General features: G+C 65.8%; 21 protein-coding genes. 7 read left to right on the forward strand and 14 right to left on the reverse strand.

Going from position 1 to position 23237, the window contains the following annotated elements; all coding sequences use genetic code 11:
• Positions 1–120: 120 nt before the first annotated feature.
• Positions 121–1062, forward strand: coding sequence for a hypothetical protein (locus tag SLT36_RS20005; RefSeq protein ID WP_432284091.1), 942 nt, complete (start codon positions 121–123; stop codon positions 1060–1062).
• 4 nt (positions 1063–1066) lie between these two features.
• On the opposite strand, the gene SLT36_RS20010 is transcribed toward SLT36_RS20005, so the two are convergent.
• Complete coding sequence (locus SLT36_RS20010; protein ID WP_432284092.1) at positions 1067–2632, reverse strand: trimethylamine methyltransferase family protein; 1566 nt, start codon at positions 2630–2632, stop codon at positions 1067–1069.
• A 91-nt stretch (positions 2633–2723) separates the two neighbouring features.
• On the opposite strand from SLT36_RS20010, the gene SLT36_RS20015 reads away from it, so the two are divergent.
• Together SLT36_RS20015 and mutL are read left to right on the forward strand one after the other, a co-directional pair.
• Positions 2724–3626: a LysR substrate-binding domain-containing protein gene (locus tag SLT36_RS20015; protein WP_432284093.1), complete on the forward strand. Its 903-nt coding sequence runs from the start codon at positions 2724–2726 to the stop codon at positions 3624–3626.
• 268 nt (positions 3627–3894) lie between these two features.
• Positions 3895–5739 carry a DNA mismatch repair endonuclease MutL gene (gene mutL, locus SLT36_RS20020; protein WP_432284094.1) on the forward strand — a complete coding sequence of 615 codons (1845 nt, stop codon included), beginning with the start codon at positions 3895–3897 and terminating at the stop codon, positions 5737–5739.
• Between the two features lie 246 nt (positions 5740–5985).
• On the opposite strand, the gene SLT36_RS20025 is transcribed toward mutL, so the two are convergent.
• Positions 5986–6885, reverse strand: a complete 900-nt coding sequence (locus tag SLT36_RS20025) for a DMT family transporter (RefSeq protein WP_432284095.1) — start codon at positions 6883–6885, stop codon at positions 5986–5988.
• Positions 6886–6997: 112 nt separating this feature from the next.
• Here SLT36_RS20025 and SLT36_RS20030 point away from each other — a divergent pair, with 112 nt between their 5' ends.
• Positions 6998–7903: a LysR substrate-binding domain-containing protein gene (locus SLT36_RS20030; protein ID WP_432284096.1), complete on the forward strand. Its 906-nt coding sequence runs from the start codon at positions 6998–7000 to the stop codon at positions 7901–7903.
• Positions 7904–8075: 172 nt separating this feature from the next.
• The gene (locus SLT36_RS20035) at positions 8076–8309 is read left to right on the forward strand and encodes a DUF2093 domain-containing protein (RefSeq protein ID WP_432284097.1); all 234 of its coding nucleotides are present in this window, start codon (positions 8076–8078) and stop codon (positions 8307–8309) included.
• 6 nt (positions 8310–8315) lie between these two features.
• Here SLT36_RS20035 and lpxK read toward each other — a convergent pair whose 3' ends face one another.
• The 6 genes from lpxK to SLT36_RS20065 form a co-directional block, all read right to left on the reverse strand.
• Complete coding sequence (gene lpxK / locus SLT36_RS20040) at positions 8316–9341, reverse strand: tetraacyldisaccharide 4'-kinase (RefSeq protein WP_432288409.1); 1026 nt, start codon at positions 9339–9341, stop codon at positions 8316–8318.
• Positions 9342–9343: 2 nt separating this feature from the next.
• Positions 9344–10660, reverse strand: coding sequence for a lipid IV(A) 3-deoxy-D-manno-octulosonic acid transferase (gene waaA, locus SLT36_RS20045; protein WP_432284098.1), 1317 nt, complete (start codon positions 10658–10660; stop codon positions 9344–9346).
• Positions 10657–11466, reverse strand: coding sequence for a lysophospholipid acyltransferase family protein (locus SLT36_RS20050; RefSeq protein WP_067963341.1), 810 nt, complete (start codon positions 11464–11466; stop codon positions 10657–10659). Before SLT36_RS20050 ends, waaA begins: the two co-directional genes overlap by 4 nt.
• Positions 11466–11717 (reverse strand): DUF4170 domain-containing protein, encoded by a 252-nt coding sequence (locus tag SLT36_RS20055; RefSeq protein WP_067963345.1) that lies wholly within the window; start codon positions 11715–11717, stop codon positions 11466–11468. The genes SLT36_RS20050 and SLT36_RS20055 overlap by 1 nt, the downstream gene beginning before the upstream one ends.
• Positions 11718–11795: 78 nt before the next feature.
• On the reverse strand, positions 11796–12602 hold the full coding sequence (locus tag SLT36_RS20060; protein WP_432284099.1) for a 3'(2'),5'-bisphosphate nucleotidase CysQ: 807 nt from the start codon (positions 12600–12602) through the stop codon (positions 11796–11798).
• Positions 12589–13932, reverse strand: a complete 1344-nt coding sequence (locus SLT36_RS20065; protein ID WP_432284100.1) for a TldD/PmbA family protein — start codon at positions 13930–13932, stop codon at positions 12589–12591. Before SLT36_RS20065 ends, SLT36_RS20060 begins: the two co-directional genes overlap by 14 nt.
• A 145-nt stretch (positions 13933–14077) precedes the next feature.
• On the opposite strand from SLT36_RS20065, the gene SLT36_RS20070 reads away from it, so the two are divergent.
• The gene (locus tag SLT36_RS20070) at positions 14078–15508 is read left to right on the forward strand and encodes an MATE family efflux transporter (protein ID WP_067963352.1); all 1431 of its coding nucleotides are present in this window, start codon (positions 14078–14080) and stop codon (positions 15506–15508) included.
• Positions 15509–15531: 23 nt separating this feature from the next.
• On the opposite strand, the gene SLT36_RS20075 is transcribed toward SLT36_RS20070, so the two are convergent.
• From SLT36_RS20075 to SLT36_RS20095, 5 genes are all read right to left on the reverse strand, one after another.
• Positions 15532–16353, reverse strand: a complete 822-nt coding sequence (locus SLT36_RS20075; protein ID WP_432284101.1) for a patatin-like phospholipase family protein — start codon at positions 16351–16353, stop codon at positions 15532–15534.
• Positions 16350–17720, reverse strand: a complete 1371-nt coding sequence (locus tag SLT36_RS20080; protein ID WP_432284102.1) for a M16 family metallopeptidase — start codon at positions 17718–17720, stop codon at positions 16350–16352. The genes SLT36_RS20075 and SLT36_RS20080 overlap by 4 nt, the downstream gene beginning before the upstream one ends.
• Before the next feature lie 4 nt (positions 17721–17724).
• Positions 17725–19098 carry a M16 family metallopeptidase gene (locus SLT36_RS20085; RefSeq protein ID WP_432284103.1) on the reverse strand — a complete coding sequence of 458 codons (1374 nt, stop codon included), beginning with the start codon at positions 19096–19098 and terminating at the stop codon, positions 17725–17727.
• Between the two features lie 112 nt (positions 19099–19210).
• Positions 19211–19765: a 16S rRNA (guanine(966)-N(2))-methyltransferase RsmD gene (gene rsmD, locus SLT36_RS20090; RefSeq protein WP_432284104.1), complete on the reverse strand. Its 555-nt coding sequence runs from the start codon at positions 19763–19765 to the stop codon at positions 19211–19213.
• Positions 19765–21918 carry a pseudouridine synthase gene (locus SLT36_RS20095; RefSeq protein ID WP_432284105.1) on the reverse strand — a complete coding sequence of 718 codons (2154 nt, stop codon included), beginning with the start codon at positions 21916–21918 and terminating at the stop codon, positions 19765–19767. The genes rsmD and SLT36_RS20095 overlap by 1 nt, the downstream gene beginning before the upstream one ends.
• Positions 21919–21994: 76 nt before the next feature.
• On the opposite strand from SLT36_RS20095, the gene SLT36_RS20100 reads away from it, so the two are divergent.
• The gene (locus tag SLT36_RS20100) at positions 21995–22447 is read left to right on the forward strand and encodes a nucleoside deaminase (protein WP_432284106.1); all 453 of its coding nucleotides are present in this window, start codon (positions 21995–21997) and stop codon (positions 22445–22447) included.
• Positions 22448–22515: 68 nt separating this feature from the next.
• Here the strand turns inward: SLT36_RS20100 and SLT36_RS20105 are convergent, their stop codons facing one another.
• Positions 22516–23133 (reverse strand): hypothetical protein, encoded by a 618-nt coding sequence (locus SLT36_RS20105; RefSeq protein ID WP_432284107.1) that lies wholly within the window; start codon positions 23131–23133, stop codon positions 22516–22518.
• Positions 23134–23237 lie beyond the last annotated feature (104 nt).

Below are 23237 nucleotides of genomic sequence, written 5' to 3' on the forward strand. Positions count from 1 at the left end.
GCCATCCACATTTCGCCGATATCAAGGCTACCTCCGATGAGCCACTCCATTGCGCGCCCGCAATCATGGCGCGTAATGTATTGCGTGTTCAGCATTCCAATCTAACGGCGGGGTGTTACCGTGCCTTTTCAGATCATCACTGGAACGTTTCATGTAGTCGGCTATTCTCCCGACGGAGATTCGATACGCTTTGCTGCCGATGACGTTGCAAAGCTCTTTGACCTCGACGGCGCCGAACCTCGGGTGAATGCCCGCGGGCATACCCAGCTTCGCTTTGAAGGCATCGATTCCCTCGAGACCCATTTCAGTCCCGCGAATGGCGGTACGCTTCACCAGCCCTTGGCGTTTGCGACGCAAGCCACCGACCTGTTGCTGCAGTATCTTGGCATAACCAATGTCGTCTGGAACGCGTCGCGAACGACGGTGGCCAGCGCCAGTGACGGGACGCGTGGCTTCATCCTGTCGAGATCGGTCGAGAAGAACGGACGGCCGGTCGCATTTGTCTATCTCGGCGACCCTCCGGCAGCGGATGGCACGTCGTTTCGACTGGAAGCGCCCTATCTCCGCGGCAGTTACAACCATCGGGTCCTGCTCGAAGGCCTGGCCTATGCGACCTATTACTGGGGACTGTTCAGCGATCTGCGCGACGAGCTGACTGCGGCAGTCACAAGCGCACGTGCCGACAGACGCGGCCTCTATGGCAATGACGTCACTAACGAAGGCTTCGAGATCGCCACGATCACAGACCTGACCGACACTCATGTGATGATGCCCAAGCTGTTTCGTCGACTGTCCGAGTATTTCGCCAGCACCGGCAGCATCGTCGACTTCAAGCGGACACTGGAAGCGAGCCAGGAACCCGTCCTGGAGATCGCCACGGCCAACTTCACGCATTTTGATACGTTTGTCGAACAGGCCGCCGGCTCAAATCGCATCCGGCTGACCGCAAGGCCCGAGCAACTGGTCTTCGACCCGATGCCGCTCCGGCCGACCAACACCTTTGCTCTGGTAGTCGAGCACGAGGAGGAATTGGCATTGGAGCGCATGTTGGCTGATCGATAGAGCATCAATACCAGGCATCTTCCATCGACGCCTTCCTGCGCGTCATGAAGTCTTTGAGTGCCTCGTCGATGGCTTCATCGAGAGGCGGCGCCTCATATTCGGCGAGCATCGTCTTCCAGCGCCGGTTGGCGCGGACAGCCGCGTCGGCCGAGCCTGCCGCCTCCCATTTCTCGTAAGGCTCGTTGTCGGCGATGGCCGAATCCCAGAATGCCGTCTCGTAATTGGCCATGGTGTGGGCGCAGCCGAAGAAATGGTTGCCGGGGCCGACCTCGCGGAAGGCGTCGAGCGCCAGCTGGTTGTCGTCGATCTTCACGCCGTCGAGATAGGTGTGCAGCGCGCCGCAGAAATCGGCGTCCATGACGAATTTCTCGTAGGACATCGACAGCAGCCCGTCGAGGAAACCGGCCGAATGCAGGATGAAGTTGGCGCCGCAATGCACCGCCGCCAGCATCGACATGGTGCCTTCGTTCATGGCGTGGGCGTCGGGCAGCTTGGAGGTGGTGAAATTGCCGGAGCAGCGCAGCGGCAGGTTGAGCCGCCGGGCCAGTTGTCCGATGACCATCGAGCCGATCGCCGGCTCCGGCGTGCCGAAGGTCGGCGAGCCCGAGCGCAGCGACATGGACGACAGGAAATTGCCGAAGATGACGGGCGCGCCGGGCCGTTCGAGCTGGGTCAGGGCACAGCCGGCCATGGTCTCGGCCAGCGACTGGGCAATCGCGCCGGCATTGGTCACCGGCCCCATGGCGCCACCGAGGATGAAGGGCACGATGACAGCCGCCTGGTTGGCGCGGGCATAGGCGCGCAAAGCCGTGGTCATGGTGGCGTCCCAGACCAGCGGCGAGTTGACGTTGACATTGCCCAGGATGACGCAGTTCCGGTCGGCGAAGTCCTCGCCGAAGACGATGCGCGCCATGTCGATGGAATCTTCGGCACGGCTTTCCGAGGTCACCGAGCCCATGAAGGCGCGGTCGGAATAGCGGATGTGGCTGTAGACCATGTCGAGATGGCGCTTGTTCACCGGCACGTCGACCGGCTCGCAGATGGTGCCGCCGGAATGGTGCAGCCAGGGCGAGGACTGCGCCAGCTTCACGAAATTGCGGAAATCCTCGATGGTGCCGTAGCGACGGCCCTTGTCGAGATCCATGACGAAGGGCGAGCCATAGGCCGGCGAAAACACCACGCTTTTGCCGCCGATCTCGACCGAACGTTCTGGGTTGCGCGCGTGCTGGGTAAAGCTTGCCGGCGCGGTCTTCAGCACCTCGCGCAGCAGGCCGGGCTCGAACTTGACCAGCACGCCCTCGACCTTGGCCCCTGCCCGTCTCCAGTGATCCAGCGACACAGGATCGTCGCGGAACTCGATGCCGATCTCGGCGAGGATCCTGTCGGCAGTCTGTTCGATGCGGACCAGGTTTTCTTCCGACAGGATGTCGTAGGTCGGGATGTTCCTGACGATATAGGGCCGGCCATGTGCCTCGGGGCCATGCGAGCGCTGCTCGCGTCGGGCGTTGCGGCCGCCGCGCTCGCGGCGCTTGGCAGGCTCGCTCGGGGCTTCGGCGGTGGCGACGCTCATGTCAGGCTCCAAATCGTTCCAGCATGAAGCTAGCCTTTGGATCCGATGCTGTGACGCTTGAAAATCCTCATCACTTGCATAAGCTTGGATTATGCAAAGCCTGCGCCATCTGTTGCCCTCGGCCGGTAGCCTGATCGTCTTCGAAGCCGCCGGGCGGCTGGCGAGCTTCACCGCCGCCGGGCGCGAGCTCGGCATGACCCAGGCCGCGGTGTCCTACGCCATCCGCGGACTGGAGGATCAGCTCAGTGCCAAGCTGTTCCAGCGCCGCCACCGCCAGGTGCTTTTGACCGAGGCCGGCGAGCGTTTTCATGCCGACGTCACGCTCGGCCTGTCGCATATCCGCAAGTCGGCGGAAGAGCTCAGGGCACGGGCCGGCGGCATGCATGTGACGCTGTCGGCCTCAACAGCCTTTGCCTCGTTCTGGATGATGCCGCGGCTGCAGAAATTCCGCGACGACCTGCCCGGCATCGACCTGCGCATCCAGACCGCCGACCGCGACCTCGACCTCGTCGCCGAGGGCATTCCGCTCGGCATTCGCGGCGGCGACGCCGCCGACTGGCCCGACTACGAGCTCTTGCAGATCGCCGACGAAGAGGTCTATCCGGTCGCCGGGCCGGCCTATCTCGCGCGCGCCGGCACGCCAAGGACACCGGCCGAGATGACCCTGCACCATCTGATCCACCTCGAAGAGCCCTATCGCCCTGCTGCAACCTGGAACGAATGGTTCCAGTCGGCCGGCCTGAACGGTGCGGTTGCCAAGCGCGGGCTGGTCATCAACGACTATGTGCTGGTCATCCAGGCTGTGATGGAAGGCCAGGGCATCGCGCTCGGCTGGCGTCACCTCACCGACAGGCTGATCGCGGCGGGGCTTTTGGTCCGGCTGTCCGACCACGTCATGACGACAAACAAGGGGTTCCATGTCGCCTGGCCCAGGAATCGCGTGCTGAGCGAAAGCGCTGAAAAGGTGCGCGACTGGCTGGCGGCGCAGGCGTGAGGCGGACAGCGGCTGTGTCCCCAGTCTGCATCGTTGCGCCGCCCCTCATCCGCCCCTCGGGCACCTTCTTCCGTCAACGGGGAGAAGGAAGAGCGACAAGGCTGCGGCCAGCCTGCGTCTCCCCGTTCACGGGGAGAAGGTCCCGGCAGGGAATGATGGGCAGCGCTGCCTCCCCTGTAAAATGCCGGTGTCACCAATCCGCTGTGGATGCCCTTGCCCCGCGCAATCTCCCTGTCGCCGCCCAACCGAATCCCGCTATAGTCCCGCCATGCCCATTCGCCAGCTTTCCGAAACGATGATCAACCAGATCGCCGCCGGCGAGGTCGTGGAGCGGCCGGCCAGCGTCGTCAAGGAGCTTGTCGAGAACGCGCTCGACGCCGGTGCCGGCCGCATCGAGGTGGCCACCGCTGGCGGCGGGCTCAATCTGATCCGCGTCGTCGACGACGGTTCGGGCATGCCCGAGGACGAGCTGGCGCTGGCGATCTCGCGCCACTGCACCTCCAAGCTCGGTGACGACATCCTCGACATCCGCTCGCTCGGCTTCCGCGGCGAGGCCTTGCCGTCGATCGGCTCGGTGTCGAAGCTTGCCATCCGCTCGCGCACCAGATCAGCCGACAGCGGCGCCGAGATCACTGTCGAGGGCGGCCGGGTGTCGGGCGTGCGCCCGGCGCCGAGCAACCGCGGCACCACCGTCGAGGTGCGCGATCTGTTTTACGCCACGCCTGCCCGGCTCAAATTCATGAAGACCGAGCGCGCCGAGGCGACCGCCATCGCCGACACCGTCAAGCGCATCGCCATCGCTTTCCCGGCCGTGCGTTTCACCCTGTCGGGCACCGACCGCTCGACGCTGGAATTGTCGGCGACCTCGGACGAGGTCGAAGGCAGGCTAACCCGCATCGCCCAGGTGATGGGCAATGACTTCCCCGACAATTCGATCGCCATCGACGCCGCGCGCGAGAGCGTGCGGCTCGAAGGCCATGTCTCGATCCCGTCCTACACCAGGGGCAATGCGCTGCAGCAATATGCCTATGTCAACGGCCGGCCGGTGCGCGACAAGCTGATCGCCTCGGCGATCCGCGGCGCTTATGCCGACGTTCTGCCGCGCGACCGCCATGCGGTGACGGTGCTGTTCCTGACGCTCGACCCGGCCATCGTCGACGTCAACGTGCATCCGGCCAAGGCCGACGTGCGCTTCCGCGATCCCGGCCTGGTGCGTGGCCTGATCGTCGGCGCCATCCGCCAGGCGCTGGCCAATGCCGGTATCCGGCCGGCGACAACAGGCACGCAGGCGATGATGGGGGCGTTTCGGCCGGGACCGACAAGCTACGGCCACCCCGGCCCGGCCAACGGCCATCGCGCCTACAACCCGGACTTCCGTGCCGCCACCTCGGCCAATTACGAACCGCAGCGCTCGCCGTTCCGGCCGCTCGATGCGGGCTTTGCCGAGCCGGCACAGACGAGCTTCGACGCCGGGCCGCTTGATAGTGCCGATGCCCGCGCCGGCCAGGCTGAGGTCGTCGAAGCGCTGCTGCGCACCGAACTGGGGGCTGCCCGGGCGCAGGTGCATGAAAACTACATCGTTGCCCAGACCAGCGACTCGCTCGTCATCGTCGACCAGCACGCCGCCCATGAGCGGCTTGTCTATGAGGCGCTGAAGAACGCGCTGCATGCGCGGCCGATCCCCTCGCAGATGCTGCTGCTGCCCGAAATCGTCGATTTGCCCGAAGAAGACGCCGAACGGCTGGCGCTGCATTCGGAAACCCTGGCCCGCTTCGGCCTCGGCGTCGAACGTTTCGGCCCTGGTGCCGTGGCGGTGCGCGAAACCCCTGCCATGCTTGGCGAAACCGACGTCACGCAGCTGGTGCGCGACCTTGCCGACGAGATCGCCGACAGCGACACCGCCGACACGCTGAAGGAGCGGCTGCATGCGATCGCCGCCACCATGGCCTGCCACGGCTCGGTGCGCTCGGGGCGCCGTCTCAGGCCTGAGGAAATGAACGCGCTGCTGCGCCAGATGGAGGCGACGCCGGGATCGGGCACCTGCAACCACGGCCGCCCGACCTATATCGAGCTCAAGCTCGCCGACATCGAGAAGCTGTTCGGCCGCCGCTAGGGCGTTGCGCGCTTTTCATCCTGAATCGCGAAACCGCTCTATCTCCTTGTTTCTATGCAATCGCGGACGGAAAAGCGCTGCACAGCCTTGCTGGAATTGCGCCGGAGCGCAGCACTTGTGCCTGAATCAAGGAAACTCGCCATCTCCTTGTTTTTGCGTAACTCCTGGGGAAGACCATTTCACAGATTGATGGCGCCAGGTGCTGCCACCTGGCGCCATGACGGCAGTCGCTGCAGCCCGCCCGCCTCAGCGCTTGAGATTGACCAGCACGACGCCGGCCAGCGCCAGCGCGCCGCCCAGGACGCCGAACAGGCCGGGGGTCTCGCCGAGCCAGAAATAGCCGATCGCCACCGCCACCGGCGGCACGCAATACATGAAGTTGGAGGCACGCGACGCCGGCAGGCGCGACAGCGCCACCGACCAGCTGCCATAGGCGATCAGGCTGGGCACGATGCCGAGATAGATGACCGACCAGAAGGGTTCCGATGCGGCGACCGACATCTGGGCAAGGCCGTTGGGCAGCGCCGGCGCCAGGAACAGCGCGCCGAGGATCATGTTCCAGGCCGAGACCGTCAGCGGCCGGTGGCTGATATACAGGCGCTTCTGGACGATGCTGCTGAGCGAGGTGCAGAAGGCCGAGCCGAGGATCAGCAAGGCGCCGGTGTTGAAGGTCAGCCCCTGCCCTTCGCCGAGCGCGATGATGCCGATGCCGGCAAAGGACAGGAAGGTGCCGATCCAGGCAAGCACCGGAAAACGCTCGCCGAGCAGGATCATCGCCAGCACGGCGGTGATGATCGGATTGACGTTGATGATGAAGCTCGCCGCCCCCGCCGAAACCGTCGTCTCGCCATAGTTGAGCAGCACCGTGTAGAGCGCGATGAAGACCGCGCCGCCAAAGGCAAAACGCCAAAGCTCGTTCAGCGCCGGCAAGGCCGGGCGCAGGATCATCAGGTAGATCGCCGACGGCACGGCCGCGATGGCGAAGCGCAACGCGCCGAGTTCGATCGGATCGATGGCATCAAGCCCGGCGCGGATGGCCGGAAAGGACGAGGCCCAGCCGACGATCGTCACGATCACCGCAAGCACGGTGACGGCGGAAGCCCGCTGTGTCGGATTGCCGGTCTGGATGGTGGTCTGGGCGGTCATGGCTGGGCCTCGTCAGTCTGGGTCTACACGCCAAGATGTCGCCGACACCGAGCTGATTGACAAACGAATAAATCGAGGCTCAGCTGTGAGCATGGATCACAGCTCAGAACAGATGCTCCCGCTCGAAACCTTGCGCGCCTTCCAGGCGGCGGCGCGCAGCGGCAGCTTCTCGGCGGCGGCCGAAAAGCTCAACATGACCCATGGCGCGATCAGCCGGCAGGTTGCCAAGCTGGAGGACTGGCTCGGCCTCCGCCTGTTCGAGCGCGGGGCGCGCGGCGTGACGCTGACGCTCGAAGGCCAGCGCCTGCATCTGCGCGCCAATGAGGCGTTCTCGCTGATATCAGACACCACCGACCGCTGGGTCGAGCCGCGCGGCGCCGCTGTCGTGCGGCTGACCTCGATCCCGTCGATTGCCGGGCTGTGGCTGATGCCGCGCCTGTCCGCGCTCGAAGCGGGCGAGCCGAAGCTGCGCGTCGTGCTCGACGTCGACATCCGCCAGGCCGACCTCGCCGACGAAGGCATCGATCTCTCCATCCGCTGCGGCCGCGGCAAGATCCCGGGGCGGATCTCGACGCAATTGTTCGAGGAGCACTGCTTTCCCATCGCAGCACCCGCGCTTGCGGCCCGCATCGGCAAGGGCGACGCCGCAAGGCTGCTGGACTTTCCGCTGATCCACGATTCCGACGCGTCGAGCTGGCGGTCCTGGTTCAGCACGCACGGCCTCGACTATCGTCCGCGACCGCAGGACCGGCGCTTCGAGGACTACAATCTGGTGCTGTCGGCGGCGAGCCACGGCCTCGGCATCGCTTTGGCGCGGCCGCCGCTGACCGAAAACCAGCTCAAGGCGGGCCATCTCGTCATGGTCGACGAACACCGCGCGCTGAACCCTGTGTCCTACTGGCTCGATCGCCCTGCGGGACGGCCGCGACATGCTGCGGCCGAGTTGGCGCGGCGCATCGGCCACCATGCCGGGCTGACGCTGGAGACGGTCGAACGTTTCCTCGCCGAGGACAGGTAGCTTGACCCAGGACGTTCTGTGACCGTAAAAGCCGGGCAAGGCACGGGCCGCCGTTCTTGACGGGCGACTGCCTTGACGGCCCCCCTTCTTTACCGGGTCAAGAAACTGTAGATTTCGGCAGGCGATGCCGCCGGCGACCGGCAGCCGGCACAGGGAGATTGAGCGAAAGCCCATGATGAACCGTTTCGAAGGCCCCGGCGCACGCGAAGCCCGCATCCGCTATCTCGACGGCGATTTCCAGGTGACGAGCCCCGGTTCCTTCGTGCGCTGCGCGGTGACGGGGGAATCCATCCCGCTGGACGAGCTCAAATACTGGAGCGTCGCGCGCCAGGAACCTTACCGCGATGCCGCGGTGTCGCTGTCGCGTGAAATCGACATGAACCCGGACCTGCGCAAGCGCACGTAACGCCCGTCAGCCTGATATTTTCCGGCGCCGCCACGCTTCCAGCGTCTCGCCGATGATGCGCTCGGGCGCGTTCTCGACGTCGAAGACGGCGTCGATCTCCAGCACATTCAGGTTCTCGAGAAATTCCGGCGACGCCGCGCCATGGCGCAACCTGGCGGCATCCTTGGACGTGGTGACTAGCTCGAGCTCGCCGACGCGCGCGGCAGTGACAAGATCCTCGAGTTCGTCGGGCAGATAGAAATGATGGTCGGCGAAGGGATGCGCCAGCACCACCGTCGCCCCTGCCTTGGCCAGCGTGGCGAAGAACTTTTCCGGATGGCCGATGCCGGCAAAAGCCAGGAAACGACGGCCGGCAAATGCCCTCTTGCCGCGTGGGCGCGCCACAGCTGAAAAGACCGGCTTGCCGGCACGCGCCGCCCGGCGCACCACAGCATCGGCGCGCTCGCCCTCGCCCATCTTGAGCACGGCGTCGGCGAAGCGGAGCTGGTCGATCAGCCGCGCCCGCATCGGCCCGCCGGGGATGACGTGGCCATTACCGAGGCCATAACGGGCGTCGACGACGATCAGCGCATAGTCGATGTGGATGCGCGCGCTCTGGAAGCCGTCATCCATGATCAGGAAATTGCAGCCGCGCTCGATCAGCATGCGCGCGCCGGCGGCCCGGTTGGCCGACACCGCGACCAGCGCATGTTCGGCCAGAAGCAGCGGCTCGTCGCCGACATGCTTGGCGCTGTCATGATGGGGATCGACGATGTGCGGTTCGGAAAAACTGCCGCCATGGCCACGCGACAGGAAACCGGGCACCAGCTGCATGCGTTTGGCCTGCCTGGCAAGTGCTATGGCAACAGGCGTCTTGCCGGTGCCGCCGACGGTGAAATTGCCGACGCACAGCACCGGTGCGTCGATCTTTTCGCGCTTCGCCGCCTTCATGCGCCGACCCGCCACCAGGGCGTACAGCGCCGACACCGGATAGAGCGCGTAAGCGCGCCAGTCCGGCTTTTCCCACCAGAAAGGAGGCGCTTCGCTGGCCAGAGCTACCTCCCGCCCGCGCCCTTGAGGCGCGACTGCACGATCAGCGGGTGGATGAAGGGTTCGAGCGCCTTCAGCGTGCGGGCGAGCGCACCGCGCATTTCCTCGACGGTGGCCGCCCCGGCCAACATCATGTCGTGGCGGGCGATCTCGTTGCCGAGCAGGAAGTTGACGGCACCGGCGAGCATGTCGCGGTCGCGCACGATCTTGGCCCCGCCCTTGTCGATCAGGCGCTGGTAGGTGTCGCGGAAGTTCTGCACGTTGCGCCCGGCAAGAACGGCAGTGTCTAGCATCGCCGGCTCGAGCGGGTTCTGCCCGCCTTGTGCGGTCATCGACCGGCCGACAAAGGCGATCTCGGTCAGGCGCAGGTAAAGTCCCATCTCACCGATGGTGTCGCCGAGCAGGATGTCGGTGTCAGGGGTGATGCGGTCGCCGCTGCTGCGGCGAGCGACGTTCAGGCCCAGGGCGGTCAGTTCCGTCACCAGGGCCGCGGCGCGGTCGGGATGGCGCGGCACGATGATGGTCAACAGGCTGCGATGGCGGCTGCGCAGCATGGCGTGCACTTCGGCAGCCATCACCTCTTCGCCGTCATGGGTCGACACCGCAGCCCAGGTCGGGCGGCGGCCGATCTGGCGCTGGATGGCGTAGAGCGCGGATTCGTCGGCCGGCGGCGGCGCGGTATCGACCTTGAGGTTGCCCGAGACGGTGACCGGGCGTGCGCCGAGCGCGCGGAAACGCTCGCCGTCGACCTCCGACTGCGCCACCACATGGGCCATGTTTTCGAACAGCGCCTCGGCGATGTAGGCGCGCTTCTTCCACGACTTGAACGAGCGGTCGGACAGGCGGCCATTGACCAGGATCTGCGGCACGCGGCGGGCGCCGAGTTCGAGGATGGTCATCGGCCAGATTTCGGATTCGGCAATGATTGCCAGATCCGGGTGCCAGTGATCGAGGAAGCGGCTGACCGCCGGCTTGAGGTCAAGCGGCACATATTGATGGATGATGCGGCCGCCCAGCCGTTCCTCGGCGACCTGCGCCGAGGTGACCGTGCCGGTGGTGAGCACGATGTTGATGCCATAGCCCAGGATGGATTCGATCAACGGCACGACCGCGATCGTCTCGCCGACACTCGCGGCATGGAACCAGATCAGCGGCCCGTCAGGCCGCTCCCGGCTCGGCACGCCATAGCGCTCGCGCCGGCGGTTGCGGTCTTCCTTGCCCTTGGAGGCGCGCCAGGCGACATAGGTGCCGACCATCGGATAGGCAGCGGCACCTGCGTAACGATAGGCTCTGAGGAAGGCGCGAGCCCAGCGTTCGCTCATTTGCCACCGCTCCCTTTGCCACCATCGACCAGGCGGTAGGCCTGCTCGGTGGCATGGTCGATCGCGGCGGTCAGTTCCTGGCGCTTGCGCTCCATCTCGGCATCGTCGGCGTCGGCCGGAACCTCGATCAGCGGCGCGACGAAGATGGCGCAGCGACCGAACGGCAAATTGATCGTGGTCTTGTCCCAGCTGCCTTCCAGCACCTTGCGGCGGCTGGTGGCAATCGCTGCGGGTGCGATCGGGCGCCCGGACAGCCGGGCCAGGAGGATGATGCCCATGCCGGCGTCGCGCGGCGTGCCATGCGGAATGTCAGCGATCATGCAGACGTTCTTGCCGGCATCGAGCGCCTTTTTCAGGGCGATCAGCGCCACGGCGCCACCTTTTTCGTGCTTGCGCCTGGTTTCGCGGCCGCCCGAGCCGCGCACGGCCTCGATGCCGAACTTGTTGATGACAAGCGCATTGAGCTCGGCATCGGCGCTGCGCGACACCATCGCCACCAGGCCGCGTTGGCTCGGATAGAGCGCCGGCGCCAATAGATGCTGGCCGTGCCACAGGCCGACGATCAGCGGCTCGCTGTCGGCATGGCTGCCGCCGGCCAGCGCATAGGAGCCCTTGACCATCGGGTTGGTCAGCTTGATGAAGCGCATCGCCCCGGCAAACAGGCTCGCCACCGCACCCTTGGCAAAGCGCGACTTGGCAAGCGGCTCGCGGATGCGGCGCCAGAACGTCTTCGACGCCGGCTGCTTGACGCGCTTCTTCTTCGCCGCGGGCCTCACGGCCGGCGACGCCATGCGGGGTTGCTCCATCAGTTCTGACCGGCAGCCTTCGTGTCGGGCTCCAGCAGCCGATGCAGGTGGACGACGAAGTAGCGCATGTGGGCGTTGTCGACGCTTGCCTGCGCCTTTGCCTTCCAGGCCAGCTCGGCCGACTTGTAGTCGGGATAGATGCCAACCATGTCGAGCGCATCGAGGTCGCGGAACTCGGTTCCGCCGAGCTTGGTCAACTCGCCGCCGAACACCAGATGCAGGAGCTGCTTTTTTCCGTTTTCTTCGGACATCTGTTTCCTTGATTCATCATCTCAGGGCTCGCCTGATCTAGACCAAAGCGCGCCGTTTTGGAACAGTCGGTAAAATCATCAACCGTCGTGGCTGGCAAGCACCCCGGCCATGACATCGAGCAGCGTGCCGCTGCCGGCCATCAGCGCGCCGTGAACGATGTCACTGCCGGCAAAGGCGAGCCGGCTGCCATGCCGGTCGAGCAGCTTGCCACCCGCCTCGGTCAGGATCAGCTCGGCAGCGGCGATGTCCCAATCATGGGCATTGGGCTTGACGAAAGTCGCATCGAGCACCCCGTTGGCGATCATCGCCACGCGATAGGCCAGCGAAGGAATGTAGGTCTCGCGATCGAGCCTGCCCTGCCAGTCCACAGGCATCTTGTCGATCATCGGCTTGGGACCGGCAATACGCATGCGTTCGCCCGGTTCGCGCACCTTCAGGGGCTGGCCGTTGAGAAAGGCGCCACCGCCCTTGACCGCCCAAAAGGTCTCTTGCCGCGCCGGGCATTCGAGCACGCCGGCGAGCGAGCGGCCGGCCTCGACGACGGCAACGCTGACGCACCATGCCGTGCGCCCCTCGACGAAGCCGCGCGTGCCGTCGATCGGGTCGACGACGAAGGTGCGGCGCGCGCCGAGCCGGTCGGGATTGTCGGCGGTTTCCTCCGACAGCCAGCCATAGCCGGGCCGTGCCGCGGTCAGGGTTTCGCGCAGATAGTGGTCGGCGGCGTAATCGGCCTCGCTGACCGGCGAATTGCCGCCCTTGAACCAGACTTCCGGGCTCTGCCGGAAAAAGCCCATGGCGATCCGCCCGGCCTCGGTGGCAGCAGCACGCAGCAGGTCGAGTTCGGCCTTCAGGTCGGAATTGTCGATGTTGTCAGTCGCCTGCAAGGGTCATGCCTTCGATCAGAAGCGTCGGCGCGGCAGTGCCGAAATTGCGGTCGAGGTCGCTTGCCGGCACCATGCGCAGGAACATGTCCTTGAGGTTGGAGGCGATCGTCACCTCCGACACTGCCCAGGTGATCTCGCCATTCTCGATCCAGAAGCCGGAAGCGCCGCGGCTGTATTCGCCCGTCACCATGTCGACGCCCTGGCCGAACACCTCGGTGACATAGAAGCCACGCTTGAGCGAGCGGATGATGTCCTCGGGCGAGCGCTCGCCCGGCTCGATGCTGAAATTGGTCGAGGATGGCGACACCGACGAGCCGCCGCGCGCGCCACGGCCATTGGTGACGAGGCCGAGTTCGCGCGCCGCCGATGTCGACAGGAACCAGTGGTTGAGCACGCCCTTGTCGACCATCTTGAGCGTCGCACCTTCGATGCCCTCGCCGTCGAACGGACGCGACGCCTGGCCGCGCCGCTTCAACGGCTCGTCGATGGCGGTGATGGCGGCGGAAGCCACCTGCTTGCCCATCATGTCGCGCAAGAAACTGGTCTTGCGGGCGACAGAGGCGCCGTTGATGGCGCCGGCGAGATGGCCGGCGATGCCGCGCGCGACGCGCGGATCGAAGACGACGTCGACGGGTCCGGTCGCCGCCTTGCGGGCGTTGAGCCGCTTGACCGCGCGTTCGCCGGCACTGCGGCCGATATCGACTGATGCATCGAGATCGGCAAAGTGGATGCGCGAGGAATAATCATAGTCGCGCTCCATCGCCGTGCCCTCGCCGGCAATGACGCTGGCCGAGCGCGAGAAGCGTGAGCCGACATAATGGCCGACGAAGCCGTGCGAGGTGGCGAGCACCAGCCCGCCAAGACCGGCGGCAGCACCGGCGCCGGACGAGTTGGTCACGCCCTTGACGGCGAGCGCTGCCTCTTCGGCGGCGAGCGCGTCTTCCTTCAGGCGTTCGGCCGAGACGATGGTGTCGTCGAACAGGTCGAGGTCGCGCGGCGTTTGCGCCAGCAAGGCGGCATCGGCCAGGCCCTGATAGGGATCCTCCGGCGATACCCTGGCCATCGCCACGGCGCGCTCGGCCAGAACCCTGGGGTCGGAGGCGGCGGTCGCCGAAACGCTGGCGACACGCTGGCCGACGAACACTCTGAGCGACATGTCCTCGCTCTCCGAGGCCTCTGTCGCCTCGACCTTGCCGAGGCGCACCGAAACGCTTGTCGAGCGGCCGCGTACCGCAACCGCGTCGGCGGCGTCAGCGCCGGCCTTCTTTGCCGCCTCGACGAGGCTCGCCACCCGGTCGGCCAGTTTCGCGGCGTCGTTGGTATCGTTCATTTGGCATGTTCCGATTGCTTGCCGCCCGTTGGACGCGGCCCGTACCACCCCATCTATTGTCCCCAACCCGCTTGTGCAATGGGCGGGTGCATGGTCAAACCACCCTGATGCGGTGCTTCGCCGCCGAAATTTCCAGGGAAATCGCATGTCCACACAGGCTCCGGCGGCGGCACCGGCAAAATTCACCACCGGTTCGACCATGCGCCATGTCGTGGTCATGACCGGCACCGGCTCGGTCGGGCTGATCGCCATCTTCATCGTCGACGCGCTCAACCTGTTCTACATTTCCCTGCTCGGCATCGAGGAGCTGGCGGCGGCCATCGGCTTTGCCTCGACGCTTTTGTTCTTCACGCTGTCGATCTCGATCGGCTTCACCATCGCCTGCGGCGCGCTGGTGGCGCGCTGCCTCGGCCGCGGCCAGCGCGAGGAGGCCCGCTCCATGGGCGGCGCCTCGATGGTGTTCATGGGCGTCGCCACGCTTGTGATGACGCTCGCTGCCTTGCCGTTCCTGCGGCCCCTGCTCGCCCTGCTCGGCGCCACCGGTGCGACGCTCGACCTGTCGACCCGGTTCCTGCAGATCGTGCTGCCGTCCTTCCCTGTCATGGCGCTCGGCATGTGCACGACAGGCATATTGCGCGGCGTCGGCGATGCGCGACGGGCAATGTATGTGACGCTCGGCAGCGGCATCGCCGCGGCCATTCTCGACCCGATCCTGATCTTCGGCTTCGACCTCGGCCTCGACGGCGCCGCCATCTCGACGGTGCTGACACGTTTCGTCATGCTGGCCATCGGCCTGCACGGCGCCCATGTCGTGCATCGGCTGATCAAGCTCCCGGATCTGAGCGGCTTGCGCGAGGCCGTCAGGCCCTTCTTCGCCATCGGCGTGCCGGCCATGCTGACCCAGGTCGCGACCCCTGTCGGCAACGCCTATGTCACCATCGAAATGGCTGCCTTCGGCGACCAGGCAGTGGCCGGCTGGGCGATCATCGGCCGTCTGGTGCCGGTCGCCTTCGGCGTCATCTTCGCGCTGTCGGGTGCCGTCGGGCCGATCCTCGGGCAGAACTACGGCGCCCGCAAGTTCGAGCGCCTGACCACGACGATGCGCGACAGCCTGCTGTTCACCATCGTCTATGTGCTGGCTGTGTGGGGGCTGCTGGCGATCTTCGCCAACCCGATCGCCAGCGCCTTCGGCGCCGACGGCATCGCCCGCGAACTGATCGTGTTCTTCTGCCATTTCGCCGCCGGCAGCTTCCTGTTCAACGGCGCGATCTTCGTGTCGAGCGCTGCCTTCAACAATCTGGGCTATCCGACCTATTCGACCGTATTCAACTGGGGCCGCTCGACGCTCGGCGTCATCCCCTTCGTCTGGATCGGCGCGCATTACTGGGGCGCCATCGGCGTCATCGCCGGCTGGGGCCTGGGCGCTGTGGTGTTCGGTGTCGTCTCGATGTTCGTCTGCTTCCGCGTCGTCAACGCGATCGCGCGCGAACCGCAACACCAGGACGAGCCGGTGCCGGCGCTGCCGCCGGCGGCACAGTCCCCCTTCTCCACCGGCAAGGCTTCGACGCTGCAATAGCTGGAGAAAGCCGCCCGCCGGGCCTAGCGCAGGATCTCGTCAAGGGCGTGCTTGAGCTCGTCCTTGATCGCCGCCGTCTCGGCCATGACCTGGTCGATCTTGAGGAAGTCGAGCGCCTTGAAGCGCGACACCGGCGGCCTCAGGAAGATGTCGGGCGGGTTCTGGCCGAGCTTGTTGGCGATGATCGACTGCATCATCAACTGGCTGGCGCCAAACATCAGGTCGATCGAATTGGGCGGCTTGCGTCCGTTCTCGAACGGCGCGCCGACGACGTCGATGGCAATGACATGGTCGGCCAGGCCCTCGAGCAGGTCGAACGGCACCGGATTGTAGATGCCGCCGTCGATATAGAGGATGTTGCCGCGCGTCACCGGCTTGAACACCGCCGGGATCGCCGCCGATGCGGCGAGCGCCGAAAACAACTCGCCCTCCTCGAACACCTTCAGGCAATGGCCGTAATAGTCGGTTGCCGTCACCTTCAAGGGCAGCTTCAGCTCCTCGAAGGTATCCGGCACGCCCTCGGGCAGGAACGATTTGAGGATGCGCTCGACATTGAACTGGGTGACCCGGATACCGGTCTCGACCATCTCCGACAGCGTGCCCGGCCGGGCCCGCCACATGCGGCTTGCAACCTCCGCCGGCCGGCCGAGCACGGCGCGGGAGTGCTCGTGGATTTCCTTGCCGGTCAGGCCGGCGGCCATGCCGGCGCCCATCACAGCACCTATGGAGGAACCAGCGATCGCCACCGGCCTGATGCCGAGCTCGTCGAGCGCCTCGATGACATGGATATGAGCGAGGCCACGCGCCCCACCGCCGCCGAGCGCCAGTGCGAAGGTGGCGCTCATCCCTTGCTCTCTCCGAATTTCGGACCGAGGATCATGATCGCCGGTTCGACCGACAACAGCTTGCGTGCCGCCGCCTTGACGTCGTCGAGCTTGACGGCGTTGATCAGCTCGATGCGCCGCTGCATGTAGTCGATGCCGAGCTTGTCGGTCTGCAGGTCGACAAGCGTGCCGGCGATTGCGCCCGAGGAATCGAGATTGTTGATGGCATAGGCGCCGAGCATGTATTTCTTGGCCGCGTCGAGTTCGGCCTCGGTGGGGCCCTCCTCCGCCATCTTGCGGATCACCTCGCGGATGACGCCGAGCGTCTCGGCTGCCCGGTCCGACCGTGTCGCCGTGCCGATGATCAGCGACGACGAATGCTCCTGGTTGATCAGCGCGGAGCTGACGCTGTAGGCCAGCCCGCGCTTTTCGCGCACCTCGTCGAACAGCCGCGACGAGAATGTGCCGCCGCCCATAATGTGCTCCATCAGCGCTGCCGCGAGGAAATCGGGTGCTTCGCGCGGCACGCCGGGATAGACCAGCTGCAGCGAGGTCTGCGGCAGCGGATACTCGATATGCATGGTCTGGCCGAGCCTGGGCTCGACGCGTTCGACCGGCCGCAATTCGGCTTTGTCCGGCAACGCGCCGAACACCTGGTCGAGCCGTTTCTTCAGCGTTTCGGCATCGATCGTGCCGACGACGGCGACATGGATGTTCTCGCGGGCGAAATTGGCCTTGTGGAAGGCGCGCAGGTCATCGGCGGTGATCGTGGCCAGCGATGCCTCGGTGCCCATGTCGGGCCGCGCATAAGGATGCGTGCCGTAGATCGCCTCGGCCCATTTGCGGGCTGCCTGGGTTTCGGGATCACGCGCATTGGCAACGATGCCGTTGACGATCTGCGAGCGAATGCGGTCGAGCGGCGCCTGGTCGAAGCGCGGCTTCTCGACCGCAAGCTTGAGCAGTTCGAACGCATCGTCCTGGCGATCGGCCAGCATGCGCATGCCGCCGCCGACGGCGTCATTGCCTTCGTTGAAGCCCATTTCGGCGCCGGCCTCGTCGAGCTTGATCTGAAAGGCGTCGCTGTCGAGATCGCCGGCGCCTTCGTCGAAAAGCCCGGTCATCAGGTTGGCGAGGCCTTCCTTGCCGACAGGGTCCTGCGTGCTGCCGCCATCGAACAGGAATTTTATCGCGATGATCGGCACCGAATAGTCCTCGACCAACCAGGCGGTGATGCCCTTGTCGGACTTGACCTCCTGGATGCGGACCTCGGCGCGCGCCACCATGGCGGGGAGGACCAGGAAAACCAGCGCCAGCATCAGCGTCGCCGCTGATGCACGCTTCGTCGAGAAAGTGGGGGCCTTGAAACGCATTGCCATGAGCCTGGTCATCAGATCACTTCTCGACTGATTTAGCCGGCAGCAGATAGCCGGCAACCGAATGGTCGGGATTGAGGTACTTGGTGGCAACCGCCTTGATCTGGTCGGTGGTGACAGTGCGTATCCGGTCCGGCCACTGTTCGATGTCGGCAACCGTGCCCCCGGTCGCCAGCGTGCTGCCATAGATGTTGGCCATGCTGGCCTGGTTGTCGCGGGCAAAGATCATCGAGCGGACGAAGCGGTCCTTGGCCTTTTCGAGCTCGTCCGATGTCACGCCATCCTTGATGATGCGACGGATCTCGACGTCGACGGCGGCTTCCACCTGCTGCAGGCCGGCTTCGCCACGCGGCGCGCCATAGACGGTGAAGCTGGTGTCGTCGACCATCGTGCCTTCGAAGAAGGCGCCGGCGGAGGAGGCAATGCCGTCCTTCACCACCAGCCCCTGGTAGAGCCGGCTGCGGCTGCCGCCGCCGAGGATCTCCGACAGAAGATCGAGCGCTTCGGCTTCGCCCGGCTCGGCCGTCTGGTAGGACGGCACCACCCAGGCCTTGGAGAAACTCGGCACGCTGACACGCTCGTCGGTGAGTTCGACGGTGCGCTTGGTGTTCTGCTCCGGCTCGACCGGGCGGATGCGCGGCGGAAGCTCGGGGCCGCGCGCCACCTTGCCATAGGTCTTTTCGGCCAGCGCCTTGACCGTCTCAGGCTCGACGTCGCCGGCAACGATCAGGATCGCGTTGTTGGGGGCGTAATACTGGTCGTAGAAGGCCGTCGCATCGACGCGGTTGAGCTTTTCGATCTCATGCATCCAGCCGATGACTGGAATGCGGTAAGGCTGGTTCTGGTACAGCGTCGCTTCGACTTCCTCGTTGAGCAGCGCGCCGGGATTGTTTTCGACGCGCGAGCGGCGCTCTTCGAGGATGACGTCGCGCTCGGGCCCGATCACCGCATCGGTCAGCACCAGGTTGCGCATCCGGTCGGCCTCGAAGCTCATCATCGTTTCGAGGGCAGCGGGGGTCACCGTCTGGTGATAAGCGGTGTAGTCATAGGTGGTGAAGGCGTTTTCGCTGCCGCCGATCTCGGCGATCTTCTGGCCGAACTCGCCGGCCTTGTGGTTGCTGGTGCCCTTGAACATCAGATGTTCGAAGAAATGGGCGATGCCCGACTTGCCGGGCATCTCGTCGGCGCTGCCGACCTTGTACCAGACCATGTGGGTGGCGATCGGGGCACGATGGTCGGGGATGACCACGACCTGCATGCCATTGTCGAGCGTAAAACTGGTGACCTTCCAGTCGCTGCGCGGCGCCTCGGCCAGGACCGGCGCGGTCGAAGCCAGCCCCATGGCCAGCAAGAGCGGCAGCGAGGCTTTCGCCCGCAAGAATCTCAAGATCATCAACTGCCTCTGAATGTGGACGTGCCCGCCTTATAGGCTTCGGCACAAAGCGGCGGGAAGTGAATTGTTCGTAATCTTCCGGTCCGAAAGAGGCCGAAGTCGGGCGCCGCAGCTATTGCGCCTCGATGAAGCGGATCACCGTCTCGCCATAAGACCGTTCGTCGACGACGGCAAAGCCGGGACCCGGCTCGAACGCAGCGGATGCCGCTTCCTCGACGACACACAAAGCACCTGGCGCAAGCCAGCCGCCGGCGCGGGCCGAACGCAGCGCGCGTTCGCCCAGGCCCTTGCCATAGGGCGGATCGGCGAAGACCAGGCCGAAGGGCCCGAGCGTGCCGGCGTCTCCGAGAGCGGTTGCGTCGCGGCGGAAGATCTTGGTCCGGCCGGTCAGGCCGAAGCTCTCGACATTGGTGCGGACAAGTCCGCGGCCTTCGGCCGATTCCTCGATGAACACGCAATAGGCAGCGCCGCGCGACAGCGCCTCGATGCCGAGCGCGCCGGTGCCGGCGAAGAGGTCGAGCACACGCACGCCGTCGAGCCTGCCGCCGAAGCGATGGGCAAGCATGTTGAACACCGCCTCGCGTGTGCGATCCGTTGTCGGACGAATGGCGTTGTCGCGCGGCGTGGCCAAAGGCCTGCCGCGCAAGTCACCACCGACTACCCGCATCAGCCACGATCCCGGCGCGGACCGCCGGGCCGTCCACCGCGCGGGCCGTCGCCGCCTGGTTTGTCGGAACGGGGCCTGTCGGAACGAGGCTTGTCGAAGTCAGGCCGGCCGCGCGGCTTGGAGGCGGCATCGGCTTTGGCCTTTTCGCTCTGCGGACGCGCGCCCGGAGCCATCCAGACATTGGTCTTGCGGGCGCCCGGCGTTTCGAACGGCTTCTTTTCGCGCTCGTCACCCTTCTTGCCGCCGAATTTCGGCTTGTCGCCAAACCTGGGCTTGTCGCCGAACTTGGGCTTGTCCCCGAATTTCGGCCGGTCACCGGATCTCGGCTTGTCGCCGAACCTTGGCTTGTCACCGAAACTCGGCTTGTCGCCGAAGCCGGCAGGGCGTTCGGTCGACAGGCGGCCCAGCACGTCCTCGCGATGACGCTCGCGGTCGCGCTTGCGGTTCTTGATCAGGCCGCCTTCGCCGATGTCGAGGCGGGGTGCACGCGGGGCGCGCGGCGCCTCTTCCTCGCGACGTTCCTCGCGGCGGAAGGTCGGCTTGTTGGAGAACGGCTTGACGATGTCGGCGTCGAAATTGGCCCCCGACTCCTCGATCAGCCGCTCGCCGAGCTGGTCGCGCAGCATCTTCCCCTTGATCTCCTGGACATGGCCCTCCGGCAGCTCGCCGAGCTGGAACGGGCCATAGGAGATGCGGATCAGGCGGTTCACCTCGAGGCCGAGCGCGCCGAGGATGTTCTTGACCTCGCGGTTCTTGCCTTCGCGCAGGCCGATGGTGATCCAGGCATTGCTGCCCTGCTCGCGGTCGAGCGTCGCCTCGATCGAGCCGTAGAACACGCCCTCGACGGCGATGCCGTCCTTGAGACCGTCAAGCGTCTTCTGCTCGACCTTGCCGTGGACGCGCACGCGGTAGCGTCGCAGCCAGCCGGTCGCCGGCAGCTCGAGCACGCGCGACAGGCCGCCATCATTGGTCAAAAGCAACAGGCCTTCGGTGTTGATGTCGAGGCGGCCGATGGTCATCAGGCGTGGCAGCTCCTGCGGCAGCACGTCGAAGACGGTCTTGCGGCCCTCGGGATCGCGGTTGGTGGTGACCACGCCGGCCGGCTTGTGGAACAGGAACAGGCGGGTGCGCTCGATCGGCGGGATTTCCATGCCGTCGAGATGGATGATGTCGTCTGGCATGACGTTGACCGCCGGAGACGCCAGCACCTTGTTGTTGACCTTGACGCGGCCGGCGGCAATCAGCTCCTCGGCATCGCGGCGCGAGGCGAGGCCTGCACGTGCCAGGCGCTTGGCGATGCGCTCGCCCGGCTCCGGTGCATCCTCTGCAGCACGCGGGCGCGGCTTGAAGCCTTCGCCGCGCTTCTCGAAGGGCTTGCCGCCCTCGGGGCGCGCGCGGTACGGGCGATCGCCGCCTGCCGGGCGCGCATCACCGTCGCGCGGGCGGAACTCGCGCTGCGGACGATCACCGCCTTCGGCAGGACGGGCACGATAAGGCTTGTCGCCGCCAAACGAGCGGCCGCCTTCACGCTTTTCATATGGCTTGCCCTCGGGGCGCGGGCCCTTGCGGAACGGACGCTCGCCGCCTTCAGCGCGCGCCTCGCCGTCGCGCGGACGGAATTCACGCTGCGGACGCTCCCCACCCTCGGCCGGGCGCGGACGGTACGGCTTGTCGCCAGCGAAGGAACGACCGCCTTCGCGCTTTTCATATGGCTTTCCTTCGGGGCGCGGGCCCTTGTGGAACGGACGCTCGGCGCGGGCTTCGCCATCACGCGGCGCGAAATCGCGCCTGGGGCGTTCGGCGCCTTCGGCACCTTCGACGGCGCGCGCACGATAGGGCTTCTTGGCAAAGGGCTTGTCGCCGCCGAACGAGCGGCCGCCTTCGCGCTTCTCATACGGCTTGCCTTCGGGGCGCGGACCCTTGTTGAACGGCCGCTCGGAGCGCGCCTCGCCGTCGCGCGGGCGGAAATCGCGCTTCGGGCGTTCGCCGCCCTCAGCGCCTTCGGCGCGCTTCACGAATGGCTTCTTGGCAAAGGGTTTTGCGCCACCTTCGCTGCGCGGCTTGCCGAATTTCTTGGCACCGCCGTCACGGCCGCCCGCTCCAGCCGGTTCTGACCCGCCCTTGCGGGGGAATTTCTTACGATCGTCGTCCATGGTGGCCTTTGCCCTTTTCGGCGGCTAGATAACAGGAAGCTCGGGGGTTAGCGAGGGGTAACAGGATGGTTGAGGCGTGAAACGGCCCGATTACATGGCATTGGCCTTCGACGAGGCCGAAGCGGCAGCGGCGCGCGGCGAAGTGCCGATCGGCGCGGTCATCGTCCAGGGCAACGAAGTCGTCGCCCGGGCCGGCAACCGCACCCGTGAACTCAACGATGCCACGGCACATGCCGAGATACTGGCGATCCGCGAGGCCTCCGTGCGGCTCGGCCAGGAGCGCCTGACCGGGCTCGACCTCTATGTGACGCTCGAACCCTGCACCATGTGCGCCGCGGCGATCTCGTTTGCCCGCCTGCGCCGGCTCTATTTCGGCGCCGCCGACGACAAGGGTGGCGCCGTGGTCAGCGGCGTGAGGTTCTACGCCTCCCCCACCTGCCATCACGCACCCGACGTCTATGCCGGCATCGGCGAAACCCGCGCCGCCGAGATGCTCAAGAGCTTCTTCAAGGACAGGCGCGAGGACTAACTGCCCAGAAAAACGAAAGCGCCCTGAACCAGTCAGGGCGCCCGGTCAGTCTGCAACTGCGGCCAGGATCAGAACGGCCACCAGCTCGTGCTCTTCTTGGCGAGCTTCTTCTTGCGGCGTTCCTTCTTGATCTCGTCTTCGCCGAGCTCATCCTGGGCAGCGGACGCTGCCGCCTGGCGATAGGCCAGCGGCGGTTCGCTCAGATATTTGCGGGTCGTGGTGCTGCCCTGCTTGTTCTCGCGCAAGCGGCGTTCGATCTCGGCCTTGCGCTGCGCCGGCGTCCAATTGCTCATGTCGGGGCCGTTCAGCGCAGACATGTCGTTGACGACTTCCGGCTCGAAGTTCGGGTTGTCGCGATTCTTGGTGGCGTTGTCACGGATGCGGGCGCGGCGCGCCTCGGGCGATTCGGGCCATTCGGCGCTCGCCGTGGTGACGATGTTGTCCTGCGGCGCCGGCAGTGCTGCGACCTGGCCGGTCTTCGGCTTCACCAGCTCGGGACGCGGCTTGTATTCGATGGTGTTGGTCTTCGGCTTCAACGACATGATGTTGGTCAGGTCGGACGCGAGCTGGGTCGTCGCCGACTTGTCGGTGCCGTAGGTGGGCGCGCTCATGCAGCCCGTAAGCGCCAGGCCGGAAACGGCGAGCGACGCAAGCAAAGCTCCGCGCGCGCTGATGCGGTCCGTCATGCCAGTAATTTTCACTCGAACGCCTCTCGCTAGATGCCGGCCTTGAGCCGGGTCCCGGTCCGTATGCTCATCCGACGGAATTCCGGCGACAATTTGTCTGCCGG

Source organism: Aminobacter sp. BA135 (assembly GCF_050859125.1).
Classification (GTDB): Bacteria; Pseudomonadota; Alphaproteobacteria; order Rhizobiales; family Rhizobiaceae; genus Aminobacter; species Aminobacter ciceronei.

Bases quoted from the DNA above. Each gene is read 5' to 3' on its own strand.
- SLT36_RS20085 (WP_432284103.1), bottom strand. From the start codon at position 19,098: ATGATCTTGAGATTCTTGCGGGCGAAAGCCTCGCTGCCGCTCTTGCTG.
- SLT36_RS20025 (WP_432284095.1), bottom strand. From the start codon at position 6,885: ATGACCGCCCAGACCACCATCCAGACCGGCAATCCGACACAGCGGGCT.
- rsmD (WP_432284104.1), bottom strand. From the start codon at position 19,765: ATGCGGGTAGTCGGTGGTGACTTGCGCGGCAGGCCTTTGGCCACGCCG.
- SLT36_RS20075 (WP_432284101.1), bottom strand. From the start codon at position 16,353: ATGAGCGCCACCTTCGCACTGGCGCTCGGCGGCGGTGGGGCGCGTGGC.
- SLT36_RS20105 (WP_432284107.1), bottom strand. From the start codon at position 23,133: ATGACGGACCGCATCAGCGCGCGCGGAGCTTTGCTTGCGTCGCTCGCC.
- SLT36_RS20035 (WP_432284097.1), top strand. From the start codon at position 8,076: ATGATGAACCGTTTCGAAGGCCCCGGCGCACGCGAAGCCCGCATCCGC.
- SLT36_RS20080 (WP_432284102.1), bottom strand. From the start codon at position 17,720: ATGACCAGGCTCATGGCAATGCGTTTCAAGGCCCCCACTTTCTCGACG.
- SLT36_RS20055 (WP_067963345.1), bottom strand. From the start codon at position 11,717: ATGTCCGAAGAAAACGGAAAAAAGCAGCTCCTGCATCTGGTGTTCGGC.
- SLT36_RS20095 (WP_432284105.1), bottom strand. From the start codon at position 21,918: ATGGACGACGATCGTAAGAAATTCCCCCGCAAGGGCGGGTCAGAACCG.
- SLT36_RS20015 (WP_432284093.1), top strand. From the start codon at position 2,724: ATGCAAAGCCTGCGCCATCTGTTGCCCTCGGCCGGTAGCCTGATCGTC.
- SLT36_RS20065 (WP_432284100.1), bottom strand. From the start codon at position 13,932: ATGAACGATACCAACGACGCCGCGAAACTGGCCGACCGGGTGGCGAGC.
- waaA (WP_432284098.1), bottom strand. From the start codon at position 10,660: ATGAGCGAACGCTGGGCTCGCGCCTTCCTCAGAGCCTATCGTTACGCA.
- SLT36_RS20030 (WP_432284096.1), top strand. From the start codon at position 6,998: ATGCTCCCGCTCGAAACCTTGCGCGCCTTCCAGGCGGCGGCGCGCAGC.
- SLT36_RS20010 (WP_432284092.1), bottom strand. From the start codon at position 2,632: ATGAGCGTCGCCACCGCCGAAGCCCCGAGCGAGCCTGCCAAGCGCCGC.
- SLT36_RS20070 (WP_067963352.1), top strand. From the start codon at position 14,078: ATGTCCACACAGGCTCCGGCGGCGGCACCGGCAAAATTCACCACCGGT.
- SLT36_RS20050 (WP_067963341.1), bottom strand. From the start codon at position 11,466: ATGGAGCAACCCCGCATGGCGTCGCCGGCCGTGAGGCCCGCGGCGAAG.
- mutL (WP_432284094.1), top strand. From the start codon at position 3,895: ATGCCCATTCGCCAGCTTTCCGAAACGATGATCAACCAGATCGCCGCC.